The sequence below is a fragment of the Rhodococcus sp. WMMA185 genome, assembly GCF_001767395.1.
In the GTDB taxonomy this organism is placed as follows: domain Bacteria; phylum Actinomycetota; class Actinomycetes; order Mycobacteriales; family Mycobacteriaceae; genus Rhodococcus_F.
In genome coordinates this window covers 99,173-122,279 of the sequence record NZ_CP017014.1, presented here as the reverse complement: position 1 = coordinate 122,279, position 23,107 = coordinate 99,173, and the positions used below count along the sequence as shown (strand labels likewise).

The window sequence follows — 23,107 nt, the reverse complement described above, 5'->3', positions numbered from 1 at the left end:
GTCGCGACTCAGGCCGGCTCGTGACTGAGGATGTGCAACGCCGACGGGACTGCTTCGATCGTCACCGGAAGCGGCCCGACGCGGTCGCCGTCCGCGTAGGCGGTGATGCCCTCGCACTGCAAACGCACCTTGCGTGAACGGTAAGTCTGCACGTCGGGTAGGTCCACGTGGGTGCCCTTGTACACCCTCGGGAACAGCCGAATCAGCCTCGACCGGCGACCGTGTTCGACGACCGTCACATCGAGCAGACCGTCGGTCTTGTCCGCGTTCGGGCAGATCTGCATCCCACCGCCGTACGAACGGGCGTTGCCGACGGCGACGAGCGTGGCATCGACCTTCACCTTCTGGTCATCCAGTTCGACGGTGTAGCGCAGGGGCTTGAGCCGGGTGAGCTCGATGAGCATCGCCAGGTTGTACCGCATCGGCCCCTTCGGCCACGACATCCGATTCGCCCGATCCGTGCACAACGAATCGAACCCGCTGGCAATGATGGTGCCTGCCCACACGATCGAACCGTCGTCGAGCGTGATCCGAGCGAGGTCGGACTCCTGCACCTCACCGTCGACGATCACGTCCGCCGCGGCAACGGGGTCACCGACGGGGATACCGAACTCGCGCGCGTGGTCGTTGCCGGTCCCCGCCGGGATCAGCCCGACAGGCGTCCCGGACTGGGCGGCCGCCTGCAACGCGATGCTGATTGCACCGTCGCCGCCCACCACGACGAGCGCGTCGGTGCCCCCCTCGACGGCCCGCTGGGCCAGCTTGCGGGCGTGATCGGCGTCCGTCCCGATGATCTCGGTGACGGCGACACCCCGCTCACGCAGGCGTGCGACAGCCTTGCGGCCGGCGGTAGGCCCGTTGCCGTGCCCGGAAAGCGGGTTGATCAGGACGGTGACCTTCTCGATCGCCTTCTGGGCGCTCACGGAATCAACTTGCCCGGGTTGAGGACTCCCGCCGGATCGACGGCGTTCTTGACCGCACGCAGGACGGTCACACCCAGGTCGCCGATCTCGTCCCGCATCCACGGGCGGTGGTCGACTCCGACAGCGTGGTGGTGCGTGATCGTTCCACCGGCGGCGATGATTGCGTCACCGGCGGCGGTCTTGGCCTTGCTCCACTGATCGATCGGGTCGTCGTTCTGCGCGCACACGATCGTGAAGTACAGCGACGCACCCGTCGCGTAGGTGTGCGAGATGTGGCACAGCACCAGCGGCGGGGTTCCCTGTGCGGACAACGACTCGGTCAGCGCCGTGGTGACCGCGGCACGCAAGTTCGCAAGATTGCCCCAGGTAGTGGCCGTCTCGAGGGTCTCGGCCAGCGCACCCGCATCGAGCAAGGCGTCGCGCAGGTAGGGGGCGTCGTAACGGCCGTGCTCCCAATTGCTTCCGGGTTCCTCACCGAGTGAGGTCGCACCGTTTGCCGCCAGGACCGCGCGGGCCTCGGCCACCCGCTCCGCGGTGTGCTCTTTGGTGCCCTCGAACGTGGTGATCGCCAGGCAACCGCCGGTGACGGTCTCCTCACCGATCTTGTCGTGGGTTGCGAGGTTGACGGCGGTCTCGGCCTCGTCGGACAGGCGCAGCACGGTCGGGACCGCGCCTGCCTGTCGGAGTGCACGCAGTGCTGCCGCGCCGGTCTCGAAATCGGGGAAGCTCCAGCCCTCGCGGACTGTGGTTTCCGGGACCGGGTGCACCCGCACACGGACCTGGGTGATGACGCCGAGCGTTCCCTCCGACCCAACGAACAATTCGCCGAGATCCGGACCCGCGGCAGAAGCGGGCGCACGCCCGGTGTCGAGGGTGCCGGCGGGGGTCACCACACGCAGACCCTGCACCATGTCTTCGAACCGGCCGTAACCTGCGGAAGCCTGCCCCGAGGAGCGGGTCGCGGCGAATCCGCCGATGGTCGCGAACATGAAACTCTGCGGGAAGTGCCCGAGCGAGAAACCACGTGCACCGAGGAGTTCCTCCGCGTGCGGACCGGACAGGCCCGCCCCCAGCGTCGCGATGCTGGAATCGGTGTCGAGGTCGATCAACGAGTCGAACCGTCGCAGGTCCAGCGAGAGGACCGCGTCGAACTTGTCACGCACCGGGTCGAGTCCGCCCACAACGCTGGTGCCGCCACCGAACGGCACCACCGCGATGGAGTTGTCGGCGCAGTACCGGAGGATCTCGGCGACCTCGGCCTCGGTGCCCGGGGTAACGATGACGTCGGGGGCGTTCTGAGGTTCGGTGCTGCGACGACGCAGCATGTCGAGCGTGCTCTTGCCGCCGGCCCGCAGCAGGCGGTCGTTGTGTTCGGTGCTGCAGAACTTCGCTCCGACAATCCCGGCCAGCGCCGCGAGTTGCCCTTCGGACACCGCACTCGGGGCCAGGATCACATCTTCTTCGGCCATGCGTTCGGGCTTCTGTCGACTCGTGACGCCGAGGGCTTGCTGCAGCAGGCCCTTGATGCCGTCCGAGAGGGTCTTGCTCTTTTCGGGCGCGCCCCAGGCATCCCACTTCATCGGGGGTACCGTCAGGACGGCTTGATCTTCCGGTCGCTCATTGCTCATGCGGAGTAGTGTTACACATCGTGCAAGAGTGTAACTAGGGCCGTCTAACGGCCGGTGCGTTCTCGCCACACCTGACGGATTGGCCGCAGCACCACACCCATCTGCTTGCGCGCCTTCCTCCGTGTTACGAGCACACCCACGATCGCCGCACCCCAGACCGGATACTGCACGAGCCATGCCACTCGGAATGCGTCGAACGAATATCCGCCCATCACGTTCAGAATGATGCCCATCGCCTGGATGACCAGCAACGATGCCAAGAATCCGCCGATATTGACCATCCCCTGCGCGGTTCCCATGCTGGTGCTGGGATTGAACATGCGGGCATAGTCGAATCCGATCATCGAACCCGGTCCGCCTACCGAGATCACCATCACCAGCACCACCAGCAACCAACTCGGCGCGGGGCCGGGCAGTGCCAGCACAATGGTCCACATCACCGCGTTGCTGATGATGATCGACAGCACCAGATACGAGCGGCGCATCGGAAAGCGACCACTGAGGATCCCGATGACCGGCCCAGCGATGATCGCCGAGATCACCGACAGCGTCAGCAGTGAACCCGCCTCCGCCGGCGACAGTCCTTGCGCCGATCTCAGGTAAGGGATGCCCCACAGCAGGGCGAAGGTCGTCGTCGAGAATTGCGTCCCCATGTGGGTGAAGAACCCGAGTCGGGTGCCGGGACGCCCCCATACCAGGCGGATCTGCTTGCCCACCTCTCGCAATCCGGCGGGTGCGGCGACTGTCTCCAGACCGGGCGGGGAGTTCCGGATGACGGCCAAGGCCAGTACGAAGATCAGCATCCCCAGTGACGCCGCGCTGCCGTACGCGAAACTCCATCCGGGCCCGTTCAACAACAGCATCAGCGGCAAGGCCGACAGGATCTGACCGAGCTGGCCCAAGATTCCGGTCAGCTGCGATACGAGCGGCACCCTGCGCGGTGCGAACCATTGCGGCACCAGACGCAATACAGAGATGAAAGTCAGCGCATCGCCGACTCCGACGAATACTCGGGCCGTGTACGCCAGCGGCAGCGATTCGGTGATCGCCAGTACCGCCTGCGCTGACGCCATGATCAGTGCGCCCGACGCGATCATCGCCCGCGAACCGTAACGATCCAGCAGTGCGCCGGCCGGGATCTGCATCCCCGCGTACACCACGATCTGCAATACGACGAAACCCGACAGCACGCTGGGATTGATCGAGAATCGGTCCGTCGCCACCAGACCGGACACACCGAACGAGGTGCGCTGCAGAACGGCCACGATATACGCGGCAACGCCCACACCCCACACCAACCACACTCTGCTCATCGCAGATCAAGGTACCGCCCAGTTGCTGTTTCCGCTGGTTGAGAGCACTCCCCATCGTTCTTCCACGTCGGCCGCCCATACGCGGCCGAGAGTCTCGCGCCTTATGGCCGGTGCCGAGATTCGCGCATAGGCTGAGCCGCATGACTTCCATCACAGATTCGGACCCGAAGCCCCGCAGCCGTGACGTCACCGACGGACTCGAGAAGACCGCCGCGCGCGGAATGCTCCGTGCAGTGGGCATGGGTGACGACGACTGGGGGAAGTCCCAGATCGGCGTTGCCTCGTCTTGGAACGAGATAACTCCCTGCAACCTGTCGCTGGACCGGCTCGCGAAGGCCGTCAAAGACGGTATCCATGCCGCTGGCGGATACCCACTCGAATTCGGCACGATTTCCGTCTCCGACGGCATCTCGATGGGCCATGAGGGGATGCATTTCTCGTTGGTGTCACGAGAAGTGATCGCCGACAGTGTGGAAACGGTGATGCAGGCCGAGCGCCTCGACGGGTCCGTGATGCTGGCGGGCTGCGACAAGTCACTGCCCGGCATGCTCATGGCGGCGGCTCGCCTCGACCTCGCGAACGTCTTCCTCTATGCGGGTTCGATCCTGCCGGGGGTTGCGAAGCTGTCCGACGGCACCCAGCGCGAAGTCACCATCATCGACGCGTTCGAAGCGGTCGGCGCCTGCTCGCGCGGTCTGATGAGTCGCGAGGACGTTGATGCCATCGAGCGTGCGATCTGTCCCGGCGAGGGCGCGTGCGGCGGTATGTACACCGCAAACACCATGGCCAGCGCTGCCGAGGCACTGGGCATGTCTCTCCCCGGCAGCGCGTCCCCGCCCGCGACCGATCGCCGCCGTGACGGATTCGCGAGGCGCAGCGGCGCGGCGGTGGTGGAATTGCTTCGCCGTGGCATCACCGCCAGGGACATCCTGACCAAGGAGGCGTTCGAGAACGCCATCGCCGTGGTTATGGCGTTCGGTGGCTCTACCAACGCCGTGCTGCACCTGCTGGCCATCGCCCACGAAGCCGACGTCGAACTGTCCCTCGACGACTTCTCACGGGTCGGTGCCCGCGTCCCACACCTGGCGGATGTCAAACCGTTCGGTCAGCACGTGATGCAGGACGTCGACCACATCGGCGGCGTCCCCGTCGTCATGAGAGCCCTACTCGACGCCGGATTGCTCCACGGCGACTGCCTCACCGTCACCGGCAAGACCATGGCCGAGAACCTCTCGGACATCGCCCCTCCCGACCCGGACGGCAAGGTGCTGCGCGCGATGAACTCCCCGATCCATCCCACCGGAGGAATCACGATCCTGAAAGGCTCCCTCGCCCCGGGTGGCGCCGTCGTCAAGTCCGCCGGCTTCGATTCCGACGTCTTCACCGGTACCGCCCGAGTCTTCGATCGCGAACGGGCCGCCATGGATGCACTCGAGGACGGAACCATCACTGGCGGCGATGTCGTCGTGATCCGCTACGAAGGACCCAAAGGTGGCCCAGGCATGCGCGAGATGCTCGCGATTACCGCGGCGATCAAGGGCGCCGGACTGGGTAAGGACGTGCTCCTCCTTACCGACGGGCGCTTCTCAGGTGGCACCACCGGTCTCTGCGTCGGCCACGTCGCACCGGAAGCCGTCGACGCCGGCCCGATTGCGTTCGTACGGGACGGAGATCAGATCCGATTGGACGTCGGCAAGAGCACACTGGACCTGCTCGTCGACGAAGACGAACTCGCCGCCCGTAGGAACGGATGGGAGCCCCTGCCCCCGCGCTACACCCGCGGGGTCCTCGCCAAGTACACGAAACTCGTCGGCTCCGCCTCGGTCGGCGCCGTCTGCGGCTAGCGTTCTGATACCAGGTGCGTGCCCCGATCTTGGAAGCGATGGAAAACAACTGTGCATCGCACGCCTGTCATCTCCATTCCTCCGTAGAGGGCGCACGGGTGCTCGCCGGTGGAGACGTCGTCATTGCTGACGGCGGCCTCCCCGACGACACCTTCAACCTGGTGTGCCGCGCCAGATTCACCGAGGACACCGCCAGTAAACGGGTCGCCGACGTCATCCGGGCGACCACATCGACGGGGCGGCCGTTCTCATGGTGGGTGGCTCCGACCTCGACACCCGCGAACCTGGGTGATGTCCTGCTCGAACACGGGTTGTCGATATCGGAAACCGAAGAGGCGATGGTTGCAGACCTCGACGAGGTTCCACCGCTACCGCCACCTGAAGCTCTGACGGTCGTCACCGTTGAAACTGCCGAGCAGTTGTCCGACTACGCCTCCCTGATGGCGCAGAACTGGGCTCCCCCATCTCCAACCGTTGTCGAGTTCTACGACAAGGCAGCCACGGCCATCTTCGACCATGACTGCGCGAGTCGATTCGTCGTCGGATACGTCGGCAAGCAACCCGTCACGGGAGCTGAAGTCCACTTCAACTCGGGTGTAGCTGGGCTGTACGGAATCGTGACGCTGCAAGCCCATCGGAGAAAGCGCTTCGGGACCGCGGCAACACTAGCGGCCTTGGACTTGGCCAGGGCAGCGGGTGCGGCGCGCGCGGTCCTTCAAGCTTCTTCCGACGGCGCACCGGTCTACGAGAAGATCGGTTTCACCACGCTCGGCACCTACACCGAGTACGGGATGTGAGATCGCGCCCCTGCTGTCAGATGGGCTGGAAGCCGGCCCCGGGACCGCCGTTCGCGTTCATATCGGCGATGACCGCGCTCATTGTGGTACCGATCTCCGGGCCGATGCACGGTGCGGCGAGGTACGCATTGACCATCGCCACCAGCGTCGTGCCGACCACCATCGGGGCACCCGAGTCACCCTCGATCACGCAAGCCTGGGTCCATGTTTCGTGCGTCTGCAGCAGATCACCGTAGACGACGCCGCATGTGTTGCCCGTGGTCCGACCCTGCTTGCACGCGATCTGCGGGAAGGACGCGGGCGCACCGATCCCGGTGATGGTGACGCGGCCGATGGAGTCGACCGGTGTGACCTTCGCCGGATCGAACTCGATCACCGCATAGTCAAGGTTGTGATTGGAGACGACGAAGCGACCGACGACGCCGCTTTCCGGACTTGCTTCCGGCACAACCTGGGCGCCCACCTCCCCACAGTGCCCCGCCGTCAATCCGACAAGCCGACCCGCATTGTCGTGACCGATGGTGGTGAGCGAGCACAGCAGTTCGTCATCAACCACGATCCCCGAACCGCCGCCCATAACAGCGGCCGGAGCTGCTGCAGAGGACCCGACTGCGACGAAACCAAGAATTCCCGCTGTCACTGCAACAACTGCTGCGAATCGTTTCAACATGTTAAAACCTTTCAGGAATGAGCCCTGACGGCCACGTGTCTCCCTCTCAGAATCCCACCCTACGCAAGGCTCGTGCGGGGGAATCGCGATGTAGAATTCGCAACCCGTGACCGTCCCGTGATCATTCGCCGGCGCCGAGTGACTCCAGAGCTTTTCGAGCATCCTCGAGTTGCCGGGTCAATTCGTCCACACGGGCTGCGGCGAGGTTGCGCGCCGCGACGATGACAGACTCGACTGCCTCGATCGCTGATTCCTCTCCGAGTTCTCGAACGGCGCGCTCGACAGCATCGGGTGCAACGGCGATTGCCTTGCCGGGCTTCTTCGCTCCGGTTGCGACCGTGACGCTCCAGTCGTTGTCTGCGCCGGCATGGATGGTCACGCTCACGCCCGCGGGCACCTTCTTTGCGGTGCGACGCGAAGGCGTCGGTGAAGAACTCGGAGCCACTGCCTGAGATGCTGCGGCAGTCTTGGGTGCGGGAGCCTTCGGGGTAGCGGCGGGGCCGGGCTCGATTCCCTGATACACGGCCGGGCCTGACGCGGCAACGGGTTTCGGTGCTGGAATTCGACTCATCAGAAGCTCCTCTGCTTCGAAAGGAAGCTCGTCGTTCACTCCCTTGGGTCGGATCACTACCGTATTGCCCTGCACCGAAATAACTTTCGCCGAGGTCCCAGCCTCGAGCCCGAGGCTCGGCATCGCCTCGCGCAGATAGACGGTTGCCCGCTTTCCCTCCTTGATCGCGGTAGTAATGGTCTCGAGATTTTCCGCGGTCAGGTGATCCGGTGCGCCGGCATCGGAACGTCTACGGGGCGGCATGCGCTGTCCTTTCTGGGTTGCGTCCTGGTTGCGCTGTCAATGAAGCCCCGCAACTCTTGCACACCGTGCCGACGTCCACGGCGCTACCCATCGGCCACCCGGGTACTCCGCCACGTTGTACCGGCGCCGAACCTTGCCGTTGAGACAGGCGTCACAGTATCGTTGGGTGTCGGTTACTAGCTGTCACATCTACCGAGCAGTACCGATCATCAACCGAGAGGTAGCCATGAAGACACCGATTGAAGTCTCGGATCGGGAAGAGATCGCCAGGCGGCTACTGGCATCATCGGCTCGTAAGTCCTACGACCCGATGGTCGAGATCGACTGGGAAGCGCCCATTCCCGAAGACAAGTTCGGCCTGACACCCGAGTGGAGCACCCTGTACGGCACCGCGTTATGGGACGAAATGACCGACGAACAGAAGATCGAACTCACCAAGCACGAGGCCGCCAGCATCGCCAGTGTGGGCCTGTGGTTCGAAATCCTGCTGATGCAGATGCTCCTGCGCGATATTTACGGTCGCGACAAGTACTCGCGGCACGTCCAGTTCGCTCTTACCGAGATTGCCGACGAGTGCCGCCACTCGGTGATGTTCGCCCGCGCGGGAGAAAGATTGGGCATGCCGAGCTACGGCCCCCACCCGTTGGTTCACAAGTTCGGACGCATCTGGGGCAGTTCCTACAAGGGCGCCAACGCCTACGCCAGCGTGATGGCCGCCGAAGCGATCCTCGACATGATGCAGCGCGATTTCATGAAGGACGAACGCGTGCAGCCCCTCACGCGCACGGTCAGCAAGATCCATGTTGTCGAAGAATCCCGGCACATCCGCTTCGCTCGCGAGGAAGTCGCTCGTCGAATCGAAGGCGCCGGGTGGTTGAGGCTCCAGTACGAACGGATCAACACCGCCGCAAGCGTGTACATCATCATGAAGAGCTTGGTCCGCAGAGGGGTCTACGAGAACGTCGGCCTCGACCCGAAGCGCGCCAAGACCGAAGCGAAGCGCAACCCGCACTACAAGAACACTGTCCGCACGTCCGGATCCAAACTCATACGGTTCCTCGACAGCGTCGGCCTCGTCGGCGGTCCATCGAAATACCTCTACAAGAGGGTCAGCCTCCTCTGAGTCCCGTCCTCTGTCCCGGCACAATAAACTCCAGCCCGATAGAGCTGAGAATCCGCTGCCAAAAAGGAGAGAGCACTTGAGAGGACCGCACGTCGCCCAGATCAACGGCAAATCGCCTCGAGCCGACGAAACCGCGTTCGTAGCACCCACCGCGACGGTGATCGGCGCCGCGACGATCGGCGCTGAGGCCAGCGTCTGGTACGGCGCGGTTCTGCGCGCCGACTGCGATTCCATCGCGCTCGGCGAGGGAAGCAACATCCAGGACGGCGTGGCGGTCCACTGCGATCCGGGTTTCCCGGTCACTGTCGGCCGAAACGTCAGCGTCGGCCACAACGCCGTCCTCCACGGCTGCACCGTGGAGGACGGCGCCCTCGTCGGCATGGGAGCGACGGTTCTCAACGGCGCAGTCGTCGGCACGGGATCACTGATCGCAGCCGGCGCACTGGTGCTCGCAGGCACGCAGATTCCACCGCGCTCACTCGTCGCGGGTGTTCCGGCCAAGGTACGGCGGGAGTTGACCGACGACGAGGTGGCCAAGAACGAGGGAAACGCGGCGGTATACCGTCACCTGGCGCAGCAGCATCGGTCGGCAGAAGTCACCGCCTTCGACTCTCCGTGACCGGACGTCCCGGCTTGGACGGCAGCCTCCCCTAGATCATGGCCCGCATCATCCCCTGGGGTTCGACACCTAGTTGAGTGAGCGCGCTTGCGTGGTTGGTCGGGCCCGGAACATGGACCGCGTGCGCCAGACCGGCGTGTGCGTCACGCCAGAACCGCTGCATCGGCGTGCTGTAGCGCAGCGCGCCGCCTCCGGCGCGCGTGAAGATCTCATCCAGCGCGCGCACCGCACGCCACGCGGCGGCGATCTGAGTTCGCCGGCCGATCGCACGCTCCTCGAAGGTGATCTCCTTGCCCGCGTCCAGCTTGTCGTAGAAGCGTTCGGCGGTTTCGATCAGGGATACGCGCGAGGCATTGATCTCGGCGGCCGACTCCCCGATGGCACTCAGCACGTACGGATCTTCCTTGATCTTCTGGCCGGTGATGGCCACGCGATCCTTCTGCGCAGCGATGTGGCATGCCAGCGCGCCCTCGGCGATGCCTATGACCGCGGACGTGATGCCCAGCGGGAACATGCAGGAGTACGGCATGTTGTACAGCGGTTCGGATCTTCCCGCCTCCTTCTGGGCACGTCCATCCATCACCTTCCACGCGTCCAATGTCCGGTGGCTGGGGATGAACGCCCCATCGACGATCAGATCCTTGCTACCCGTTCCACGCAGGCCGATGACGTCCCACGAATCCCCGACGATCTGATAGTCGACACGCGGCAGGATCACGTGCAACGACGACGGCGGCATCGCGACGCCACCCTCACCGTCGCCGACCATCGCTCCGAGGAAAGCCCACTGACAGTGGTCCGTGCCGGACGAGAAGGACCATCGCCCCGTCAGAACGTAGCCGCCGTCGACCGGGGTCGCGATACCCATCGGCGCATACGGCGATGCGATCCACGTGTCGTAGTTCTCACTCCAGATCTCCTGCTGAACCCGCGGATCCGCGAAGGCCAGTTCCCAAGGGTGTACGCCGACGACCCCGGCGACCCACCCGCTCGCACCGTCGAGCGCCGCGATACCCATGACGGTTTCGGCGAACTCACGAGGATGCGCCTCGATGCCTCCGTACAGCTTGGGCTGCAACAACCGGATCGCCCCGGAGTCGCGCAAGAGTCGGGCGGCGGTGTCGGTGAGCCTGCAGGCGGTCTCCGATTCCACTGCCTGCCCCCGAATCTCCTCGGCGACGACCTCGATCCTGTCCAGAACCTGACCCATGGGAACCCCCTCTGCCACAAGTAGAACACGTTCTAGCCAATATAGCGGCGAGGGCGGACGGCGCTACCCGCGATTCGAATCTGGCGGAAAGCCGCCGGTGGCGATGGGCCCCCACTCCTCGACGGTGATCCTGATCAAGCTCTTGTTCTGCTTGCGCATGGCGTCGCGGTACTCGTCCCAGTCGGGGTGCTCGCCGGAGATCACGCGGAAGTACTCCACCAAAGGCTCGAGTGCTTCCGGCATGTCCAGCACCTCCGCGGTCCCGTCGATCTGCACGTAGGCGCCGCCGAAGTCGTCCGAGAGAACGCACACGCTCACGGCCGGATCGTGGCGTGCATTGACAGCCTTCGCACGCTGCGGGTAGGTCGATACGACGATCCGACCGTCTCGGTCGAGTCCCGACGTAACCGGGGAGATCTGCAACCCTCCCGAGCGCTTCCGGGTGATCAGCACGCTATGGTGGCGCGGACGGACGAAGTCGAGCAACTCCTCCCGCGTCACATGATCTGCGGTGGCGATGGCCATGGTCCTTCTCCTCACGTCTGCTGCGATTCCCACTCGAGGGTCTCTCCGATTCACCCTATGCTCAGCACAGTCATCAGAGGTCTGAGGACCGTGCTAGCTTCGTGGAATGTCCGCACGTCAGACCCTCCGTAGCGGCCCGCTGGTACCTCAACTCGAAGATTTGCTCACCGAGCGGATCACCGCGGGCGAGTGGACCGCGGGAACCCGCCTCCCCAGCGAAGCAGAACTGGCAGCCGAACTGGGCGTCGGCCGATCGTCCGTACGCGAAGCGGTTCGGCTCCTTGCCCGCGCTGGGCTCCTCGACGTCCGGCACGGTGTCGGCACGTTCGTGGCGCGACCACCCGCTGCCGGAGCAGGGCTCGAGCAACTGCTGCGGCGCGCACGACTCCTCGAGGTGTATGAGGTGAGGCGCGCCCTCGAGATCGAGGCATCCCGGCTGGCAGCCGAACGCGTGCGCCCCGAAGATCTTCGACGAATTCGGGAACTACTCGAGGCCCGGCACGACAGCACCACTAAGTCCACTGCGGTGTTCGTAGCAGCAGACCTCGACTTCCACGCTGCGGTCGTCGACATCGCCGGCAACTCGATCCTGTCCGCATTGTTCGAGTCGGTCCGGCCCACGTTGGTCAAGGCACTCGCAGAACTGGTCGATCACGAGCCCGCATGCCCTGACACCGGGTGTGCCCACGACGATCTCCTTCGCGCCCTCGAAATCGGCGACGTGGAAGCGGCCGTCGTCGCCACCGCCGCCAATCTCGATCCCGTTATGACGTTGCTGCGAGAGGGCGAAACTCCATGACCGCCAACCATTCGGTCGTCAGCGCCGACCAAGTCGACTTCGTCCGCGGTGGTCGATTTCTGCTGCGCGACGTCACACTTCGCGTCGAGCAAGGCCAGCACTGGGTGCTCCTCGGCGCCAACGGGGCGGGCAAGAGCACCCTTCTGAGCCTGCTCGGCGCCTTCGCTCATCCGACGAACGGAACTGTTCACGTGCTCGGTCATCGTTTGGGTCGCGTGGACATGAGGGAGCTGCGCGCCCACATCGGTCACGTGAACCCGCGCCATTCGGTGCAGCACCCCTTGACCGTGCGCGACGTGGTACTCACGGGCCTGACCAATACCCCCGAATTCATCCCCCGGTGGTCGCCCACCGAAGAGCAGGTGGCTCACGCCTATGAACTGATCGCGTCACTGGGGATGCAGGACCGCTCGGATGCCGTGTGGCCGAACTTGTCTCAAGGCGAGCGCGGTCGCGCCCTCATCGCCCGCGCATTGATCGCGGACCCTCAACTTCTCCTGCTCGACGAGCCGGCCACTGGACTGGATCTGGCTGCGCGAGAACAACTCCTCACCGCGCTCGACGAATCACGGATCCGATTCCCGAATCTCGCCAGCATCCTCGTCACACATCATCTCGAGGAGATCCCGATGACCACAACTCACGCGATCCTCATCCGTGACGGTCGCGTGACTGCGCGGGGTGAGGTGGCCGATGTCCTCACCACCGCGCATATCAGCGAGTGCTTCGACCATCCCATCGAGATCACCCGGCAGCGCGGCCGATGGGTCGCGCAGACCAGGGTGTCCGAACACGTGGGCTGACGAGCATATGGCCCGAGGCGATCACCCCCAGCGGACACCGTTCTACGGTGTCGTGCTCATCGTCACTGCAATGGCCGTCGCGATGATCGTGTACCGAACCGCACCTGTCTGGTTGCAGGTACCGGTCTACGTTGCGGCCTTCCTGACGGCCCTGGTCGGATTCGTGATGACGTTCCGTGACCTGTCTTGACCGCCAGGGCGTGCGCCTACTAGAAGCTACCGAGCAGGGGCGCTGAGAATTCGCACGGAGCGATGGGGTAGCTCGGATCCAGCGCGTTGAGTACGTAGCTGAGAGTCAGCTTGTCGAACGCCAACGCCATGTGATCAGAGAAGTTCTGCGGGCATTCGTCCTGCAACACGATGTTCGTGACGTTCGGGCCCGACAGGAACGTCTCGGTGTAGGGCACGACGAGCTGGTCGTACTTCGTTGCAATCACGGTGTAGGTGACGCCGGGCATGGTTTCGCCGCCCTCGTTCAACTTGGCGAGGAAGTCGGATTGGGCCGTCTGTTCGATTCCCGCGGTACCGAGAAGTGCTGCGCCCCCTGGGAACAGCTCGGCCATCGGATTCGATCCGGGGTGATTCGACGGCCCTAGCGCGATCATCTTGTCCACCGACTCCGCGCCACCGAGATACTTCAGGTAGTAGCGCGGCATGGAGCCACCCTGCGAGTGCCCGACGATGTCAACTTTCTCAGCACCGGTCGCAGCCTTGATTCGTTCGACGAGTTCGGCCAACTCTGCGGACGATTGCGCCATCGAAGCAGTTCCTGCAGCAATTGTCGCGCCGGGGTAGCCGACGTAGCCGGCACCGGGTTCCTGACCGAAGTTCATGGTGAACACGCAGTACCCATTGTTCTTCAACAGCGGGGACAGCGTCCCGAAGTTGAGCGCCATGTTGGCCAAGGTTCCATGCGCCAGCACCACGGGATACGGGTGCTCCTCCGTGGGCTTGCAGGACCAGTCGTTTGCACCGGGCGGATCCGAATCCGGGTGCATGATCGCCGCCCCGACCGACTGGAGAGAGGAATACGGCACAGGCAGCGGCGCGGGCTCGGCACTCGCCTGAGCACCCCCGGCACCCAAAGCCACCATCACGGCTGCCACAACGGCCGACAACCGGCCCGACTTTTCCCACCGCATCCTTGCTTCTCCCTCACACCCCGGCCATCTCTGGACCACTGACTCGCCGAGCACGATAGCAGTAGTTAACGAAGAATCGCGCATGGGCGACCAGCGGCCGTTGTGAATCCCACACGCCGCCAGGATGAATGGCTCCGCTATCGAAGGGGGCCTAGGAACAGCAGTTCGGATCAAGCACCAATCGAAGCGCGTCGAGAGCATCGGGTTGCGCACTGTAATAGACGTTCATTCCACGTCTCGTACCGGTCACCATCCCCGCCTTCTTGAGTTGACCAAGATGATGGCTGATCGTCGATTCCGATAGACCGATGCTGTCGGCAAGATCACACGTACAGACCTCTCCGGCGCTGCCCGAGAGCAGGATCGACATCAGCTTGATTCGTACCGGATCGGCGAGGGCCTTCAACCGAACCGCCACTTCGAGCGCCGCGCCATCCGAGATCGGCCCCGACGCGACGGGGGCGCAGCATATCGGCGCGGTCGCGTCGATCATGGGCAATGTCTTGGGCATGCACTCATTCTGCCAACCTTCTTGACATACGTCAAAAAGGTGGTACCAATGAAAGTGATTCAACATATATCGAATAGGTGGAGGTTCACATGTCACGCGTTCAGCTCGGCCTCAATGTCGACAACCTGGATCAAGCCGTCGAGTTCTACTCCAAGCTCTTCGGCACGGCACCAGCGAAGGTGAAGGAGGGATACGCGAACTTCGCGATCGCCGAACCGCCTCTCAAGCTCGTCCTCTTCGAGAACCCGGGTACCGGCGGCACCATCAATCACCTCGGAGTCGAAGTCGACTCCAGCGAGACGGTGCACAAGGAGATAGCCCGGTTGAGCGACGAGGGCCTGTTCACCGCAGAGGAGATCGGCACCACCTGTTGCTTCGCCACCCAGGACAAGGTGTGGGTCACTGGCCCTTCGAACGAGAAGTGGGAGGTGTACACGGTGCTGGCCGACAGCGACACGTTCGGCAACGCACCCGAACACGAGTCGGATTCCCAAGCTGCGTGCTGCGGTTCGTCAGGAGAATCGGATTCGTCGGAAAAGGCAACTGCACATGAGCCCGACGCCCCAGCCGTCTGTTGCGGTTCGGCATAGCATCGAGCGAAGTTACGCCCGGCGGCCAATCGTCTTCCGGGCGTAGCTCTTTGCCCGCAGCCGACAGTGGCCGTTGGTCGAACGAGACAAATTACTCGATCGAGAACAGCCGAGCCGCGTTGTCGTGGCACACCGCCCTCAACCACGCGTCTCCCAGGTCGAATCGGGTGAGCCCGTCGAGCCCGTCCAGGTACGGATACGGGATATTGGGGAAGTCGCTGCCGAATACGATTCGGTCTTGCAGGTTCGCCAGCCGATGCACCTGGTTACGCGGAAAGGGCGTTGACTGTTCGGAGAAGTCGGTAAATGCCATGGCGGTATCGAGGTAGACGTTGGTGTACTTCGCAGCCAGCTCCAGAAAGCCCTGGTACTCGGGCAGGCCCATGTGGGCGATGATCAGTGGCAATGCGGGAAATCTCGCCAGCAACTCGGAGATGGGCTCAGGGCCGGTGTATGTGCCCGGCGCGGGGCCGGAACCGCAATGGATGACGACGGGCACGCCGGAGTCCTCGAGTGCTCCCCATACGGGATCGAGGAGCGGGTCGTTCGGCGAATAATCGCCCACCTGGATATGCGACTTGAACACTCGAGTGCCCGCCTCGATGGCTTCCGCTACATACGTCGCCGTGGACTCCTCCGGGTAGAACGTCGATGTCCACAGGCAGTCGGGTGTCTGAGCGGCGAACCCTGCCGACCACTGGTTGAGCCACGCGGCCATGTTCGGCTTGTGCGGATAGATCATCGACGTGAAACGCCGTACCCCGAACCTGCGGAGCTGTTCGACACGGACCTCCTCGTCGTGCCGATAGCGGATGGGCCACTCACGCCCGGTCAGCGGTCCGGCCGAATCGAAGTATCTCCACACCTTCTCCATCACGTTCGCCGGCATGAAATGGGTGTGAACATCGATGATTCCGGGAAGCCCCAGACTGCGCCAGAACTCCTGTACGCGCAGATCCTCGGTCAACGCTCCTCCTCGACGAAATGGGGCTCAAAAGAGCGTCAACGCGTCCTCTGGCTCAGGACGCGGCGGTGCATCGGTCGCCGCCGGAGTAGACGGGACCGCAGGTGCCGGAGCCACCTCGCCGGAATCGACGGCGCGGGCCGCCTCGCCGGCAAGCGTGTCGGCCATCTCGTTGTAGTGATTGCCGACGTGGCCTCGCACCCAACGGAACCGAACCGGACCGGGGCGTTCGCTGATAGCCCGATCGATGGATTGCACCAACTCGAGGTTCTTGACGGGAGCGCCGCCCGCAGTCTTCCACCCCTTGCGCTTCCACCCGGGCAACCACTCGGAGGCGCATTTGATGGCGTACTGGGAATCGGATTCGATCAGCAGCGGGTCCGATCCTGGATGCGACTTGATCGCTTCGAGCAACGCCCGCAGCTCGGCGATCTGGTTCGTACCCGAGGGTTCACCACCCGATTGACTGGGCCCCTCGTGATTGACCCATGCCCAGCCGATTGCCCCGCCCGGGTTGCGGAGGCAGGATCCATCGGTGCTCACGATGATCATGGCTGGGACTCTACGTGCGTGCTCCGACCTTCCTCCGCAGTGGTCTGCATTACTACGGCTACGCTCGCTTGGATGACAGCTTCGCTGGAGATGGTCGAGGCCACTGTGAACTCGCGACGCCCCCTGGACGTCGCCATGACGTTGCAGCCTCTTCAGCGTGGCAAGGGGGACCCTTGCCATCGGAGAGCCGGCGACGGTTCGATCTGGCGGACCTCGGTGCAGCAATCCGGACCGGTCACGTATCGCATCACCCAACCCGATCGCCACACGGTGCATTGCCAGGCCTGGGGAGAGGGATCCGAGGAACTGGTTGCTGGGCTCGACCGCCTCGTCGGCGATCACGACGAATGCGCGGACTTCACCCCCGAACACCCGGTTCTTGTCGAGGCACACCGCCGGTTTCCGCACCTGCGCCTGGGCCGCACCAACCGGGTGATGGAAGCCCTCGTGCCCGCGGTCCTCGAACAGCGCGTGCACGGCATCGCCGCGTACGCCTCGTGGCGACGACTCGTGTGGAAGTTCGGCGAGCCCGCCCCCGGCCCCACCCCGGACGGCATGAGGCTTCCGCCGACAGCACAAGTGTGGCGGCGCGTCCCGTCATGGGAGTTTCATCGCGCCAACGTCGACCCGAGCAGGGCTCGCACCATCGTCCGGTGCGCTCAGGTCGCCGATCGACTGGAGAAGATCGTCGATCTCCCCCGCGAGGACGCTACGCGGCGGTTGATGTCCATCCCCGGTGTCGGGATCTGGACCGCAGCCGAGGTGGCGCAGCGTGCACTAGGCGACTCCGACGCCCTGTCTGTCGGGGACTACCACCTTGCGGCGGTAGTGGGCTGGTCACTGTTGGGCAGACCCATCGACGACGGCGAAATGGTGGCGTATCTAGAACCAATTCGACCACACCGGTATCGGGCCATCCGACTGCTGGAAGTCAGCGGCAACGCCGTCAAGCCCAAGTTCGGCCCCCGCACAGCGCTGGTCGACCACAGCTGGCACTGACGATCTGCCAAAGAAGGGTGGGCTCTTCCTTCGTTCGCCGCGCGAACGAAGGATGACACCTCCGGCGCCCTGACTACCATGAGGAGACGACGCCTCACCCACCCTCCGACCGGAGATCAGTGATGTCCACACTCTCACCCGACGCCGACGCCGACACCTTCTCCCAGCGCATTTTCGATGCCTCACTCGGCGCGATGGACGTCCTCTCCATCCATATCGGAGACCGCATGGGCTGGTACCACAGTCTCGCCACCCAGGGCCCCGCCACGGCGGAGGAATTGGCCGAGCGCACCTCGACCCATCCGCGATACGCGCAGGAATGGCTCGAACACCAGGCGGTGTCGGGGTTCGTCACGGTGAACTCCGCCGATCCCAGGACATTCGCACTAGCTCCCGGCGCCACCGAGGCACTCACAGACGAAAGCAGTCTTTCCTACCTGGCCCCACTCGCACGGCAGGTGGTCGCCGCCGCCGTGCAGATGCCCGCGCTTCTCGAGGTCTACCGCGCCGGAGGAGGCGTGGGATGGGCGAAGTTCGGTGCCGACGCGCGCGAGTCACAGGCCGACATGAATCGGCCGTGGTACGAGCAAGCTCTGCCGGGCGCCCTCGCCTCGGTCCCCGACGTGGACTCGCTACTGCGTACGCCTGGCGCCGTCATCGCCGACGTGGGGTGTGGCGGCGCATGGTCGACAATTGCCCTGGCCCGCGCCTACCCGGACGCTCAACTTCGTGGATACGACATCGACGCCGCAACAGTCGAACTCGCGAAAGCCAACGTCAGCACCCACCCGGACGTCGCGCAACGGATCACCATCACCGAGTCGGACGCTACGGGAATCCCCGAAGGTAGCTGTACCGCTGCCTTCGCCTTCGAGTGCATCCACGATATGCCGGCCCCAGTGGACGTGTTGGCCGCCGTACGGAGGGCCCTCGAGCCTGGTGGTGCGCTGTTCGTCATGGACGAGGCCGTCGATGACGAGTTCTCCGCACCCGGAAGCGACCTCGAGCGATTCATGTACGGAATCAGCCTGACCGTGTGCCTCCCCGACGGAATGAGTCATACTCCCAGCGCAGGCACCGGAACGGTCATGAGGCCCAGCACATTGCGCGGCTACGCGCAGGCAGCCGGCTTCTCCGTCATGGACATCCTTCCGATCGAGGATTTCGGGTTCTGGCGCTTCTACCGCCTGACCGTGTAATTCGAGTCCAGGAACCCCATTTCACAAGTGTTTTACCGAAATTCCGAAAATTGGCACACCCTACAGGGGAAGATGACAACAGAAGGCAGGTTACGGGCGCTTTAGCGGTCGAGTAACTCTGGAGCGCCAGGTCGAACCAGATTTGTCGATGTCATCCGCTACTACCCATGGGAAGCGCCATGAAACTGCATAGAGTGTCAGCCCTGGCAGCGCTGCTGATCGCCACCCTGTGTGTGGGAGTGGGCACCGCATATGCCGATCCCGCTCGAGTCGATCAGACCGTCACCTCGCTCACCAGTCTGAGCCCGGATGGCCGATCGGTAGATACTGCGCTCGACTCAGGAGCTTTCAGCCTGTCCAAGACGGCCGCCGCCGTCGATATCACCAATGATTCCGGAGCGACGTTAGCGACTATTCCACTCCGGTACTCGATTGCGGGCGTGCAATTCGAGATCGACCCCGTCGTCAGCGATGACGGCAGGTTCCTCAGCCTGACGCCCACCACGACGCCGATCGCGGGAACCCTCGCCGTCACACCGGTCGACCAGGACACGGCATACGCCAACATGCTGAACGAGATAGAAATCGGCTGGCAGAACGGCGGCGCGACGGCAACTGCTGTAGGCGCCGGCATCGGCTTTGTCGTCGGATGCATTTTCTTCATCCTCGGCGGGTGCATCCCGGGTGCCGCAATAGGCGCGGGGATCGGAGCCGTTACCGGTATCAGCAACGCCAACCCCGCAGTGACGCCGGCGGTCTTCGACTACCTCGAGACCCTGTAAATGCCACGGAACCGTGCAATGGGGTTCTGTCGCACTGCGAGGGACGATTCCGGGAGGCCTATGGCGTAGCCGCGAACACGGGGAGCATCACTGCGCACCCACGTATTCATGTAGCCGTTCGGTTTCGAAGCGAATATGGCCCACGCAAAAGGATGTTCGGTGCAATGAAGGTGAGGTCCGTGTTCGTACTACGACATGGTAGGTATTCAATGAAACTCTCGAGAACTGTTGTGTTGTCCGGATTGGTCGCCTGCGCGATGGTCGTCGGTGCTGCAACGGCGTACGCCGAGCCCCAGCCACAGGGAGCCGAGCCCCAGCCGCAGGCAGTCGAGCCCCAGCCGCGGGAAATCGACTGGTCGCAACCCTTGCTGTCCCCGACTGCCGAGGGCGAGGCCAGTCAGGCGGCCGAATATCTCTTCCCGGATAACGATCCCAAACAGGCCGCCTTCGACAACATGGCCAACGAGATCAGTATCGGCTGGGAAAACGGGGGCCTGCCTGGTCTGGCGATCGGCGCCAACATCGGCTCGGCTGTCGGGTGTGTGTCACTGTTCCCCAGCATCCTCGTCGGCTGCGTACTCGGAACTGCCATCGGCACGGTTGCCGGTGCTGTCATCGCCATCGATATGGGGAACCCCAATGCGCAGGCCGCAGTTGAGCAGTTCTTCGCCACACCCTGAGCGAAGAGCGAGCTGCTGCCCCAGCCTCACTCAGGCTGGGGTCGCAGCGCACCCGGACACCTCCTTGCGTGTCTAGTCGGAAATCAACACCCCCCGTCCTTGGACAGCTACCATTCGACGGTGCTTCCACTTTCAGCTTCGCGGGTCGCTGATTCCCTGACGACGCAGGTCGGTTCGGACAGGCCCCACGGAACCCGACGGTAGGCACCGCGTCCGGTCACTGACGGCTCATGGCCACCCGCGCGACTTCGGCCGGGTCGATCAGGTCAGAATGGTCGTCGTCGCCGACCTCGATCTGCACAACCTCGATGCGTCCGTTGAACTTGGGGTCGCCGTTGTAACCCGCGCTGACGGGCATACCGTAGTCGTCGCCGATGTCGGTGGTCTCGTCCGCGGAGAAGATCATCGGGTGGGTCTGTTCGACCCGGCCAGTGCCGACGCTGCGACCGTCGTAGTAGAGAGTGACGTCGCCGCCCTTCGCGAGACCGCCTCCGTCGTAAGCGAACTCGGCTCGGATCTGCCGACTCCCCGCAGGGATGTCCTCATTCGCCGTGATCACGAACTCTGTTATGCCGAGCAGGTTGTAGACGAACTTGGCCCGTCCTGCATTGACGTGCAGAGCCCATCCGCCGAAACGACCGCCCTGCGCGATGATCACGCCGTTGGCGGCGCCCTTCCTGGGTGTCTCGATCGCTGCGGTCACCGTGAACGACCGGTTCTTGATATCGAGGATGCTGTTTTCGCTGAGGCGTTTCATTCCCGGAAACAGAACCTGCTTGTTGCCTGAAATCAGTTGTGGACGCCCGGCAATGGTCGCGTTGAACCTTTCGAACCGGCGGTCGTCTATCGGCAGCACGTTATATTTCACGGCCTCGATCAACCACAGCCTCTGCAATGCTGCGAGCTTCTCGGGCATCTCGGCCGCCAGATCGTGTGCCTGCGTCCAATCGGTGGCTCCGTCGTAGAGTTCCCATACGTCGTCGTCGAACGCGGGCAGAACCTCGTTCGCCAACCAGGGTGTGCTGTGTCGGGTGACGGCGCTCCACCCCCTGTAGTAGATTCCGCGGTTGCCGAACATCTCGAAATACTGCAGATCGTGCCGTTCCGGTGCGTCCGCATCGTCGAAGCTGTACGCCATGCTGGTGCCCTCGATCGGCGACTGTTGCACGCCGTTGACGAATGTGGGCTCAGGAAGTCCTGCCACCTCGAGGACCGTCGGCGCTACGTCGATGACGTGGCTGAACTGCGACCTGATCTCTCCTTTGCCAGCGATTCCGGTCGGCCAGTGCACGATAGTTCCGTTGCGGGTGCCACCCCAGTGGGAAGCGACCTGCTTGGTCCACTGGAAGGGTGCGCACATAGCCCACGCCCAACCCACCGAGTAGTGATTGTGGGCCTCGGGCGTTCCGAATTTGTCCTTGACCTCCGTCAGGAACTCCGTCGTCTCGACCTCGGGGAGCCCGTTCAAACTCGCCAGCTCGTTGAACGCCCCGTTGAGCGTTCCCTCGGCGGAGGCTCCGTTGTCACCGATGATGTAGTACACCAACGTGTCCTCGAGCGCGCCCAATGCGGCGATTGCCTCGATAACGCGACCGACCTGAAAGTCGGTGTGCTCGAGGAATCCCGCGTATACCTCCATTTGACGTTCGAGCACCGGCTTGAGGGCATCGTCCATGTCGTCCCAGGCGGGGATCACCTCCGGCCGGGCGGTCAGTTCAGCATCGGGCGAAACGACTCCGCGCTGCTTCTGTTTCGCAAGTGTCGTTTCACGCTGCGCGTCCCAACCTTCGGCGAACTTGCCCGTGTATCTGTCGACCCACTCCTTGGGAACGCTGTGCGGTGCGTGTGTGGCGCCGGGAGCAAAGTACATGAAGAACGGCTTGTCGGGCGCGAGCGACTTCTGGGCGCGAACCCACTCGATGGCATGGTCGGCCAGGTCTTCGGTGAGGTGGTAGCCGTCCTCAGGTCCTTTGTCCGGTTCCACGGGGGTGAATCCCTCATAGAGCGCCGGGTAGTACTGGTTGGTCTCGCCACCGACGAACCCGTAGAAGTGCTCGAACCCACCGCCACCTGAGGGCCAGGCATCAAAAGGGCCGACCGGCGAGGTCTGCCAGGGCGGCACCTCATGACACTTGCCGAACTGGGCGGTCGAGTAGCCGTTGAGTTTCAATGTCATGGGCAGGGGCGCCTTGGTATTCGGACGCAGACCCGAGGCCCCCGGCGCCGAAGTCGACATCTCGGTGACCGCGCCCATCCCCACCGAGTGATGGTTACGTCCGCTGAGCAGCGCAGTTCGGGTCGGCGCGCACAAAGCGGTGGTGTGGAACCGGGTGTAGGTGAGACCGCCGCGCTGCAAGCGTTCTGCGGTCGGAGTATTTACCGGCCCGCCGAAGGCGCTACTTGCCCCGTAACCCACGTCATCGAGCAGGATGACGAGCACATTCGGGGCACCAGCCGGCGGTCGTAGTTGCTCGATCGGTGGAAACGAAGTGTCCGGGTCCTTCGCGTCGTAGGTCACCAGGCCGAAATGCTGACGGTCCGGAATCGGAAGTACTTGGCGATTGTCGCGTGCTCGATCAACCATCGCTGCCACCCCTTGCCGTACATCGAAACGCCCGAC

General features: G+C 63.9%; 24 protein-coding genes. 12 read left to right on the top strand and 12 right to left on the bottom strand.

What is annotated here, in order from left to right; translation table 11 throughout:
• Positions 1–8 precede the first annotated feature (8 nt).
• The 3 genes from BFN03_RS00510 to BFN03_RS00500 are packed head-to-tail and all read right to left on the bottom strand — an operon-like array spanning position 9 to position 3,864.
• The gene (locus BFN03_RS00510; protein ID WP_070377363.1) at positions 9–923 is read right to left on the bottom strand and encodes a diacylglycerol kinase; all 915 of its coding nucleotides are present in this window, start codon (positions 921–923) and stop codon (positions 9–11) included.
• The gene (locus BFN03_RS00505) at positions 920–2,551 is read right to left on the bottom strand and encodes an FAD-binding oxidoreductase (RefSeq protein ID WP_070377362.1); all 1,632 of its coding nucleotides are present in this window, start codon (positions 2,549–2,551) and stop codon (positions 920–922) included. The genes BFN03_RS00510 and BFN03_RS00505 overlap by 4 nt, the downstream gene beginning before the upstream one ends.
• Positions 2,552–2,595: 44 nt before the next feature.
• Complete coding sequence (locus tag BFN03_RS00500; RefSeq protein ID WP_070377361.1) at positions 2,596–3,864, bottom strand: MFS transporter; 1,269 nt, start codon at positions 3,862–3,864, stop codon at positions 2,596–2,598.
• Positions 3,865–4,013: 149 nt separating this feature from the next.
• On the opposite strand from BFN03_RS00500, the gene ilvD reads away from it, so the two are divergent.
• On the top strand, positions 4,014–5,708 hold the full coding sequence (gene ilvD / locus BFN03_RS00495; protein ID WP_084385717.1) for a dihydroxy-acid dehydratase: 1,695 nt from the start codon (positions 4,014–4,016) through the stop codon (positions 5,706–5,708).
• Positions 5,709–5,746: 38 nt separating this feature from the next.
• Positions 5,747–6,505 (top strand): GNAT family N-acetyltransferase, encoded by a 759-nt coding sequence (locus tag BFN03_RS00490; protein WP_070380479.1) that lies wholly within the window; start codon positions 5,747–5,749, stop codon positions 6,503–6,505.
• 16 nt (positions 6,506–6,521) lie between these two features.
• On the opposite strand, the gene BFN03_RS00485 is transcribed toward BFN03_RS00490, so the two are convergent.
• The gene (locus BFN03_RS00485) at positions 6,522–7,175 is read right to left on the bottom strand and encodes a peptidase S1 family protein (protein WP_070377359.1); all 654 of its coding nucleotides are present in this window, start codon (positions 7,173–7,175) and stop codon (positions 6,522–6,524) included.
• Between the two features lie 121 nt (positions 7,176–7,296).
• Entirely contained in the window at positions 7,297–7,989 is a 693-nt protein-coding gene (locus BFN03_RS00480) for a DUF6319 family protein (RefSeq protein WP_070377358.1), read from the bottom strand.
• 226 nt (positions 7,990–8,215) lie between these two features.
• On the opposite strand from BFN03_RS00480, the gene BFN03_RS00475 reads away from it, so the two are divergent.
• Together BFN03_RS00475 and BFN03_RS00470 are read left to right on the top strand one after the other, a co-directional pair.
• The gene (locus tag BFN03_RS00475) at positions 8,216–9,112 is read left to right on the top strand and encodes an AurF N-oxygenase family protein (protein WP_070377357.1); all 897 of its coding nucleotides are present in this window, start codon (positions 8,216–8,218) and stop codon (positions 9,110–9,112) included.
• A gap of 76 nt (positions 9,113–9,188) precedes the next feature.
• Positions 9,189–9,731, top strand: a complete 543-nt coding sequence (locus BFN03_RS00470; RefSeq protein ID WP_070377356.1) for a gamma carbonic anhydrase family protein — start codon at positions 9,189–9,191, stop codon at positions 9,729–9,731.
• A gap of 31 nt (positions 9,732–9,762) precedes the next feature.
• On the opposite strand, the gene BFN03_RS00465 is transcribed toward BFN03_RS00470, so the two are convergent.
• Together BFN03_RS00465 and BFN03_RS00460 are read right to left on the bottom strand one after the other, a co-directional pair.
• Positions 9,763–10,941 carry an acyl-CoA dehydrogenase family protein gene (locus tag BFN03_RS00465; protein ID WP_070380478.1) on the bottom strand — a complete coding sequence of 393 codons (1,179 nt, stop codon included), beginning with the start codon at positions 10,939–10,941 and terminating at the stop codon, positions 9,763–9,765.
• A 63-nt stretch (positions 10,942–11,004) separates the two neighbouring features.
• Entirely contained in the window at positions 11,005–11,466 is a 462-nt protein-coding gene (locus BFN03_RS00460; RefSeq protein ID WP_070377355.1) for a PPOX class F420-dependent oxidoreductase, read from the bottom strand.
• A 106-nt stretch (positions 11,467–11,572) separates the two neighbouring features.
• Between BFN03_RS00460 and BFN03_RS00455 the strand changes: the two genes are divergently transcribed.
• From BFN03_RS00455 to BFN03_RS00445, 3 genes are read left to right on the top strand one after another with little or no spacing between them, the layout of a single operon-like run.
• Positions 11,573–12,265, top strand: a complete 693-nt coding sequence (locus BFN03_RS00455) for a FadR/GntR family transcriptional regulator (RefSeq protein ID WP_070377354.1) — start codon at positions 11,573–11,575, stop codon at positions 12,263–12,265.
• Positions 12,262–13,068 carry an ABC transporter ATP-binding protein gene (locus tag BFN03_RS00450; RefSeq protein ID WP_070377353.1) on the top strand — a complete coding sequence of 269 codons (807 nt, stop codon included), beginning with the start codon at positions 12,262–12,264 and terminating at the stop codon, positions 13,066–13,068. Before BFN03_RS00455 ends, BFN03_RS00450 begins: the two co-directional genes overlap by 4 nt.
• A 7-nt stretch (positions 13,069–13,075) precedes the next feature.
• Entirely contained in the window at positions 13,076–13,258 is a 183-nt protein-coding gene (locus tag BFN03_RS00445) for a hypothetical protein (protein WP_070377352.1), read from the top strand.
• Positions 13,259–13,277: 19 nt separating this feature from the next.
• Here BFN03_RS00445 and BFN03_RS00440 read toward each other — a convergent pair whose 3' ends face one another.
• Together BFN03_RS00440 and BFN03_RS00435 are read right to left on the bottom strand one after the other, a co-directional pair.
• Positions 13,278–14,210, bottom strand: a complete 933-nt coding sequence (locus BFN03_RS00440; RefSeq protein WP_070377351.1) for an esterase/lipase family protein — start codon at positions 14,208–14,210, stop codon at positions 13,278–13,280.
• Positions 14,211–14,361: 151 nt separating this feature from the next.
• Positions 14,362–14,721 (bottom strand): Rv2640c family ArsR-like transcriptional regulator, encoded by a 360-nt coding sequence (locus tag BFN03_RS00435; RefSeq protein ID WP_070377350.1) that lies wholly within the window; start codon positions 14,719–14,721, stop codon positions 14,362–14,364.
• A gap of 89 nt (positions 14,722–14,810) precedes the next feature.
• Here BFN03_RS00435 and BFN03_RS00430 point away from each other — a divergent pair, with 89 nt between their 5' ends.
• The gene (locus BFN03_RS00430) at positions 14,811–15,311 is read left to right on the top strand and encodes an ArsI/CadI family heavy metal resistance metalloenzyme (RefSeq protein WP_070380477.1); all 501 of its coding nucleotides are present in this window, start codon (positions 14,811–14,813) and stop codon (positions 15,309–15,311) included.
• 91 nt (positions 15,312–15,402) lie between these two features.
• Here BFN03_RS00430 and BFN03_RS00425 read toward each other — a convergent pair whose 3' ends face one another.
• Together BFN03_RS00425 and BFN03_RS00420 are read right to left on the bottom strand one after the other, a co-directional pair.
• Complete coding sequence (locus BFN03_RS00425) at positions 15,403–16,278, bottom strand: amidohydrolase family protein (protein ID WP_070377349.1); 876 nt, start codon at positions 16,276–16,278, stop codon at positions 15,403–15,405.
• Between the two features lie 24 nt (positions 16,279–16,302).
• Positions 16,303–16,827 carry a ribonuclease H family protein gene (locus BFN03_RS00420; RefSeq protein WP_070377348.1) on the bottom strand — a complete coding sequence of 175 codons (525 nt, stop codon included), beginning with the start codon at positions 16,825–16,827 and terminating at the stop codon, positions 16,303–16,305.
• A gap of 72 nt (positions 16,828–16,899) precedes the next feature.
• Between BFN03_RS00420 and BFN03_RS00415 the strand changes: the two genes are divergently transcribed.
• The 4 genes from BFN03_RS00415 (at position 16,900) to BFN03_RS00400 (ending at position 20,487) form a co-directional block, all read left to right on the top strand.
• The gene (locus tag BFN03_RS00415) at positions 16,900–17,826 is read left to right on the top strand and encodes a DNA-3-methyladenine glycosylase family protein (RefSeq protein WP_070377347.1); all 927 of its coding nucleotides are present in this window, start codon (positions 16,900–16,902) and stop codon (positions 17,824–17,826) included.
• A gap of 122 nt (positions 17,827–17,948) precedes the next feature.
• Positions 17,949–19,025, top strand: coding sequence for a class I SAM-dependent methyltransferase (locus tag BFN03_RS00410; protein ID WP_070377346.1), 1,077 nt, complete (start codon positions 17,949–17,951; stop codon positions 19,023–19,025).
• A gap of 179 nt (positions 19,026–19,204) precedes the next feature.
• Positions 19,205–19,807: a hypothetical protein gene (locus tag BFN03_RS00405; protein ID WP_070380476.1), complete on the top strand. Its 603-nt coding sequence runs from the start codon at positions 19,205–19,207 to the stop codon at positions 19,805–19,807.
• A 209-nt stretch (positions 19,808–20,016) separates the two neighbouring features.
• The gene (locus BFN03_RS00400) at positions 20,017–20,487 is read left to right on the top strand and encodes a hypothetical protein (protein WP_070380475.1); all 471 of its coding nucleotides are present in this window, start codon (positions 20,017–20,019) and stop codon (positions 20,485–20,487) included.
• A gap of 217 nt (positions 20,488–20,704) precedes the next feature.
• Here the strand turns inward: BFN03_RS00400 and BFN03_RS00395 are convergent, their stop codons facing one another.
• Positions 20,705–23,071, bottom strand: coding sequence for an arylsulfatase (locus BFN03_RS00395; protein ID WP_070380474.1), 2,367 nt, complete (start codon positions 23,069–23,071; stop codon positions 20,705–20,707).
• Positions 23,072–23,107 lie beyond the last annotated feature (36 nt).

Coding starts and splice junctions, on each gene's coding strand:
- BFN03_RS00505 (WP_070377362.1), bottom strand. CDS start 2,551: ATGAGCAATGAGCGACCGGAAGATCAAGCCGTCCTGACGGTACCCCCG.
- BFN03_RS00500 (WP_070377361.1), bottom strand. CDS start 3,864: ATGAGCAGAGTGTGGTTGGTGTGGGGTGTGGGCGTTGCCGCGTATATC.
- BFN03_RS00490 (WP_070380479.1), top strand. CDS start 5,747: ATGGAAAACAACTGTGCATCGCACGCCTGTCATCTCCATTCCTCCGTA.
- BFN03_RS00485 (WP_070377359.1), bottom strand. CDS start 7,175: ATGTTGAAACGATTCGCAGCAGTTGTTGCAGTGACAGCGGGAATTCTT.
- BFN03_RS00480 (WP_070377358.1), bottom strand. CDS start 7,989: ATGCCGCCCCGTAGACGTTCCGATGCCGGCGCACCGGATCACCTGACC.
- BFN03_RS00475 (WP_070377357.1), top strand. CDS start 8,216: ATGAAGACACCGATTGAAGTCTCGGATCGGGAAGAGATCGCCAGGCGG.
- BFN03_RS00465 (WP_070380478.1), bottom strand. CDS start 10,941: ATGGGTCAGGTTCTGGACAGGATCGAGGTCGTCGCCGAGGAGATTCGG.
- BFN03_RS00460 (WP_070377355.1), bottom strand. CDS start 11,466: ATGGCCATCGCCACCGCAGATCATGTGACGCGGGAGGAGTTGCTCGAC.
- BFN03_RS00455 (WP_070377354.1), top strand. CDS start 11,573: ATGTCCGCACGTCAGACCCTCCGTAGCGGCCCGCTGGTACCTCAACTC.
- BFN03_RS00450 (WP_070377353.1), top strand. CDS start 12,262: ATGACCGCCAACCATTCGGTCGTCAGCGCCGACCAAGTCGACTTCGTC.
- BFN03_RS00445 (WP_070377352.1), top strand. CDS start 13,076: ATGGCCCGAGGCGATCACCCCCAGCGGACACCGTTCTACGGTGTCGTG.
- BFN03_RS00440 (WP_070377351.1), bottom strand. CDS start 14,210: ATGCGGTGGGAAAAGTCGGGCCGGTTGTCGGCCGTTGTGGCAGCCGTG.
- BFN03_RS00435 (WP_070377350.1), bottom strand. CDS start 14,721: ATGCCCAAGACATTGCCCATGATCGACGCGACCGCGCCGATATGCTGC.
- BFN03_RS00430 (WP_070380477.1), top strand. CDS start 14,811: ATGTCACGCGTTCAGCTCGGCCTCAATGTCGACAACCTGGATCAAGCC.
- BFN03_RS00420 (WP_070377348.1), bottom strand. CDS start 16,827: ATGATCATCGTGAGCACCGATGGATCCTGCCTCCGCAACCCGGGCGGG.
- BFN03_RS00415 (WP_070377347.1), top strand. CDS start 16,900: ATGACAGCTTCGCTGGAGATGGTCGAGGCCACTGTGAACTCGCGACGC.
- BFN03_RS00410 (WP_070377346.1), top strand. CDS start 17,949: ATGTCCACACTCTCACCCGACGCCGACGCCGACACCTTCTCCCAGCGC.
- BFN03_RS00405 (WP_070380476.1), top strand. CDS start 19,205: ATGAAACTGCATAGAGTGTCAGCCCTGGCAGCGCTGCTGATCGCCACC.
- BFN03_RS00400 (WP_070380475.1), top strand. CDS start 20,017: ATGAAACTCTCGAGAACTGTTGTGTTGTCCGGATTGGTCGCCTGCGCG.
- BFN03_RS00395 (WP_070380474.1), bottom strand. CDS start 23,071: ATGGTTGATCGAGCACGCGACAATCGCCAAGTACTTCCGATTCCGGAC.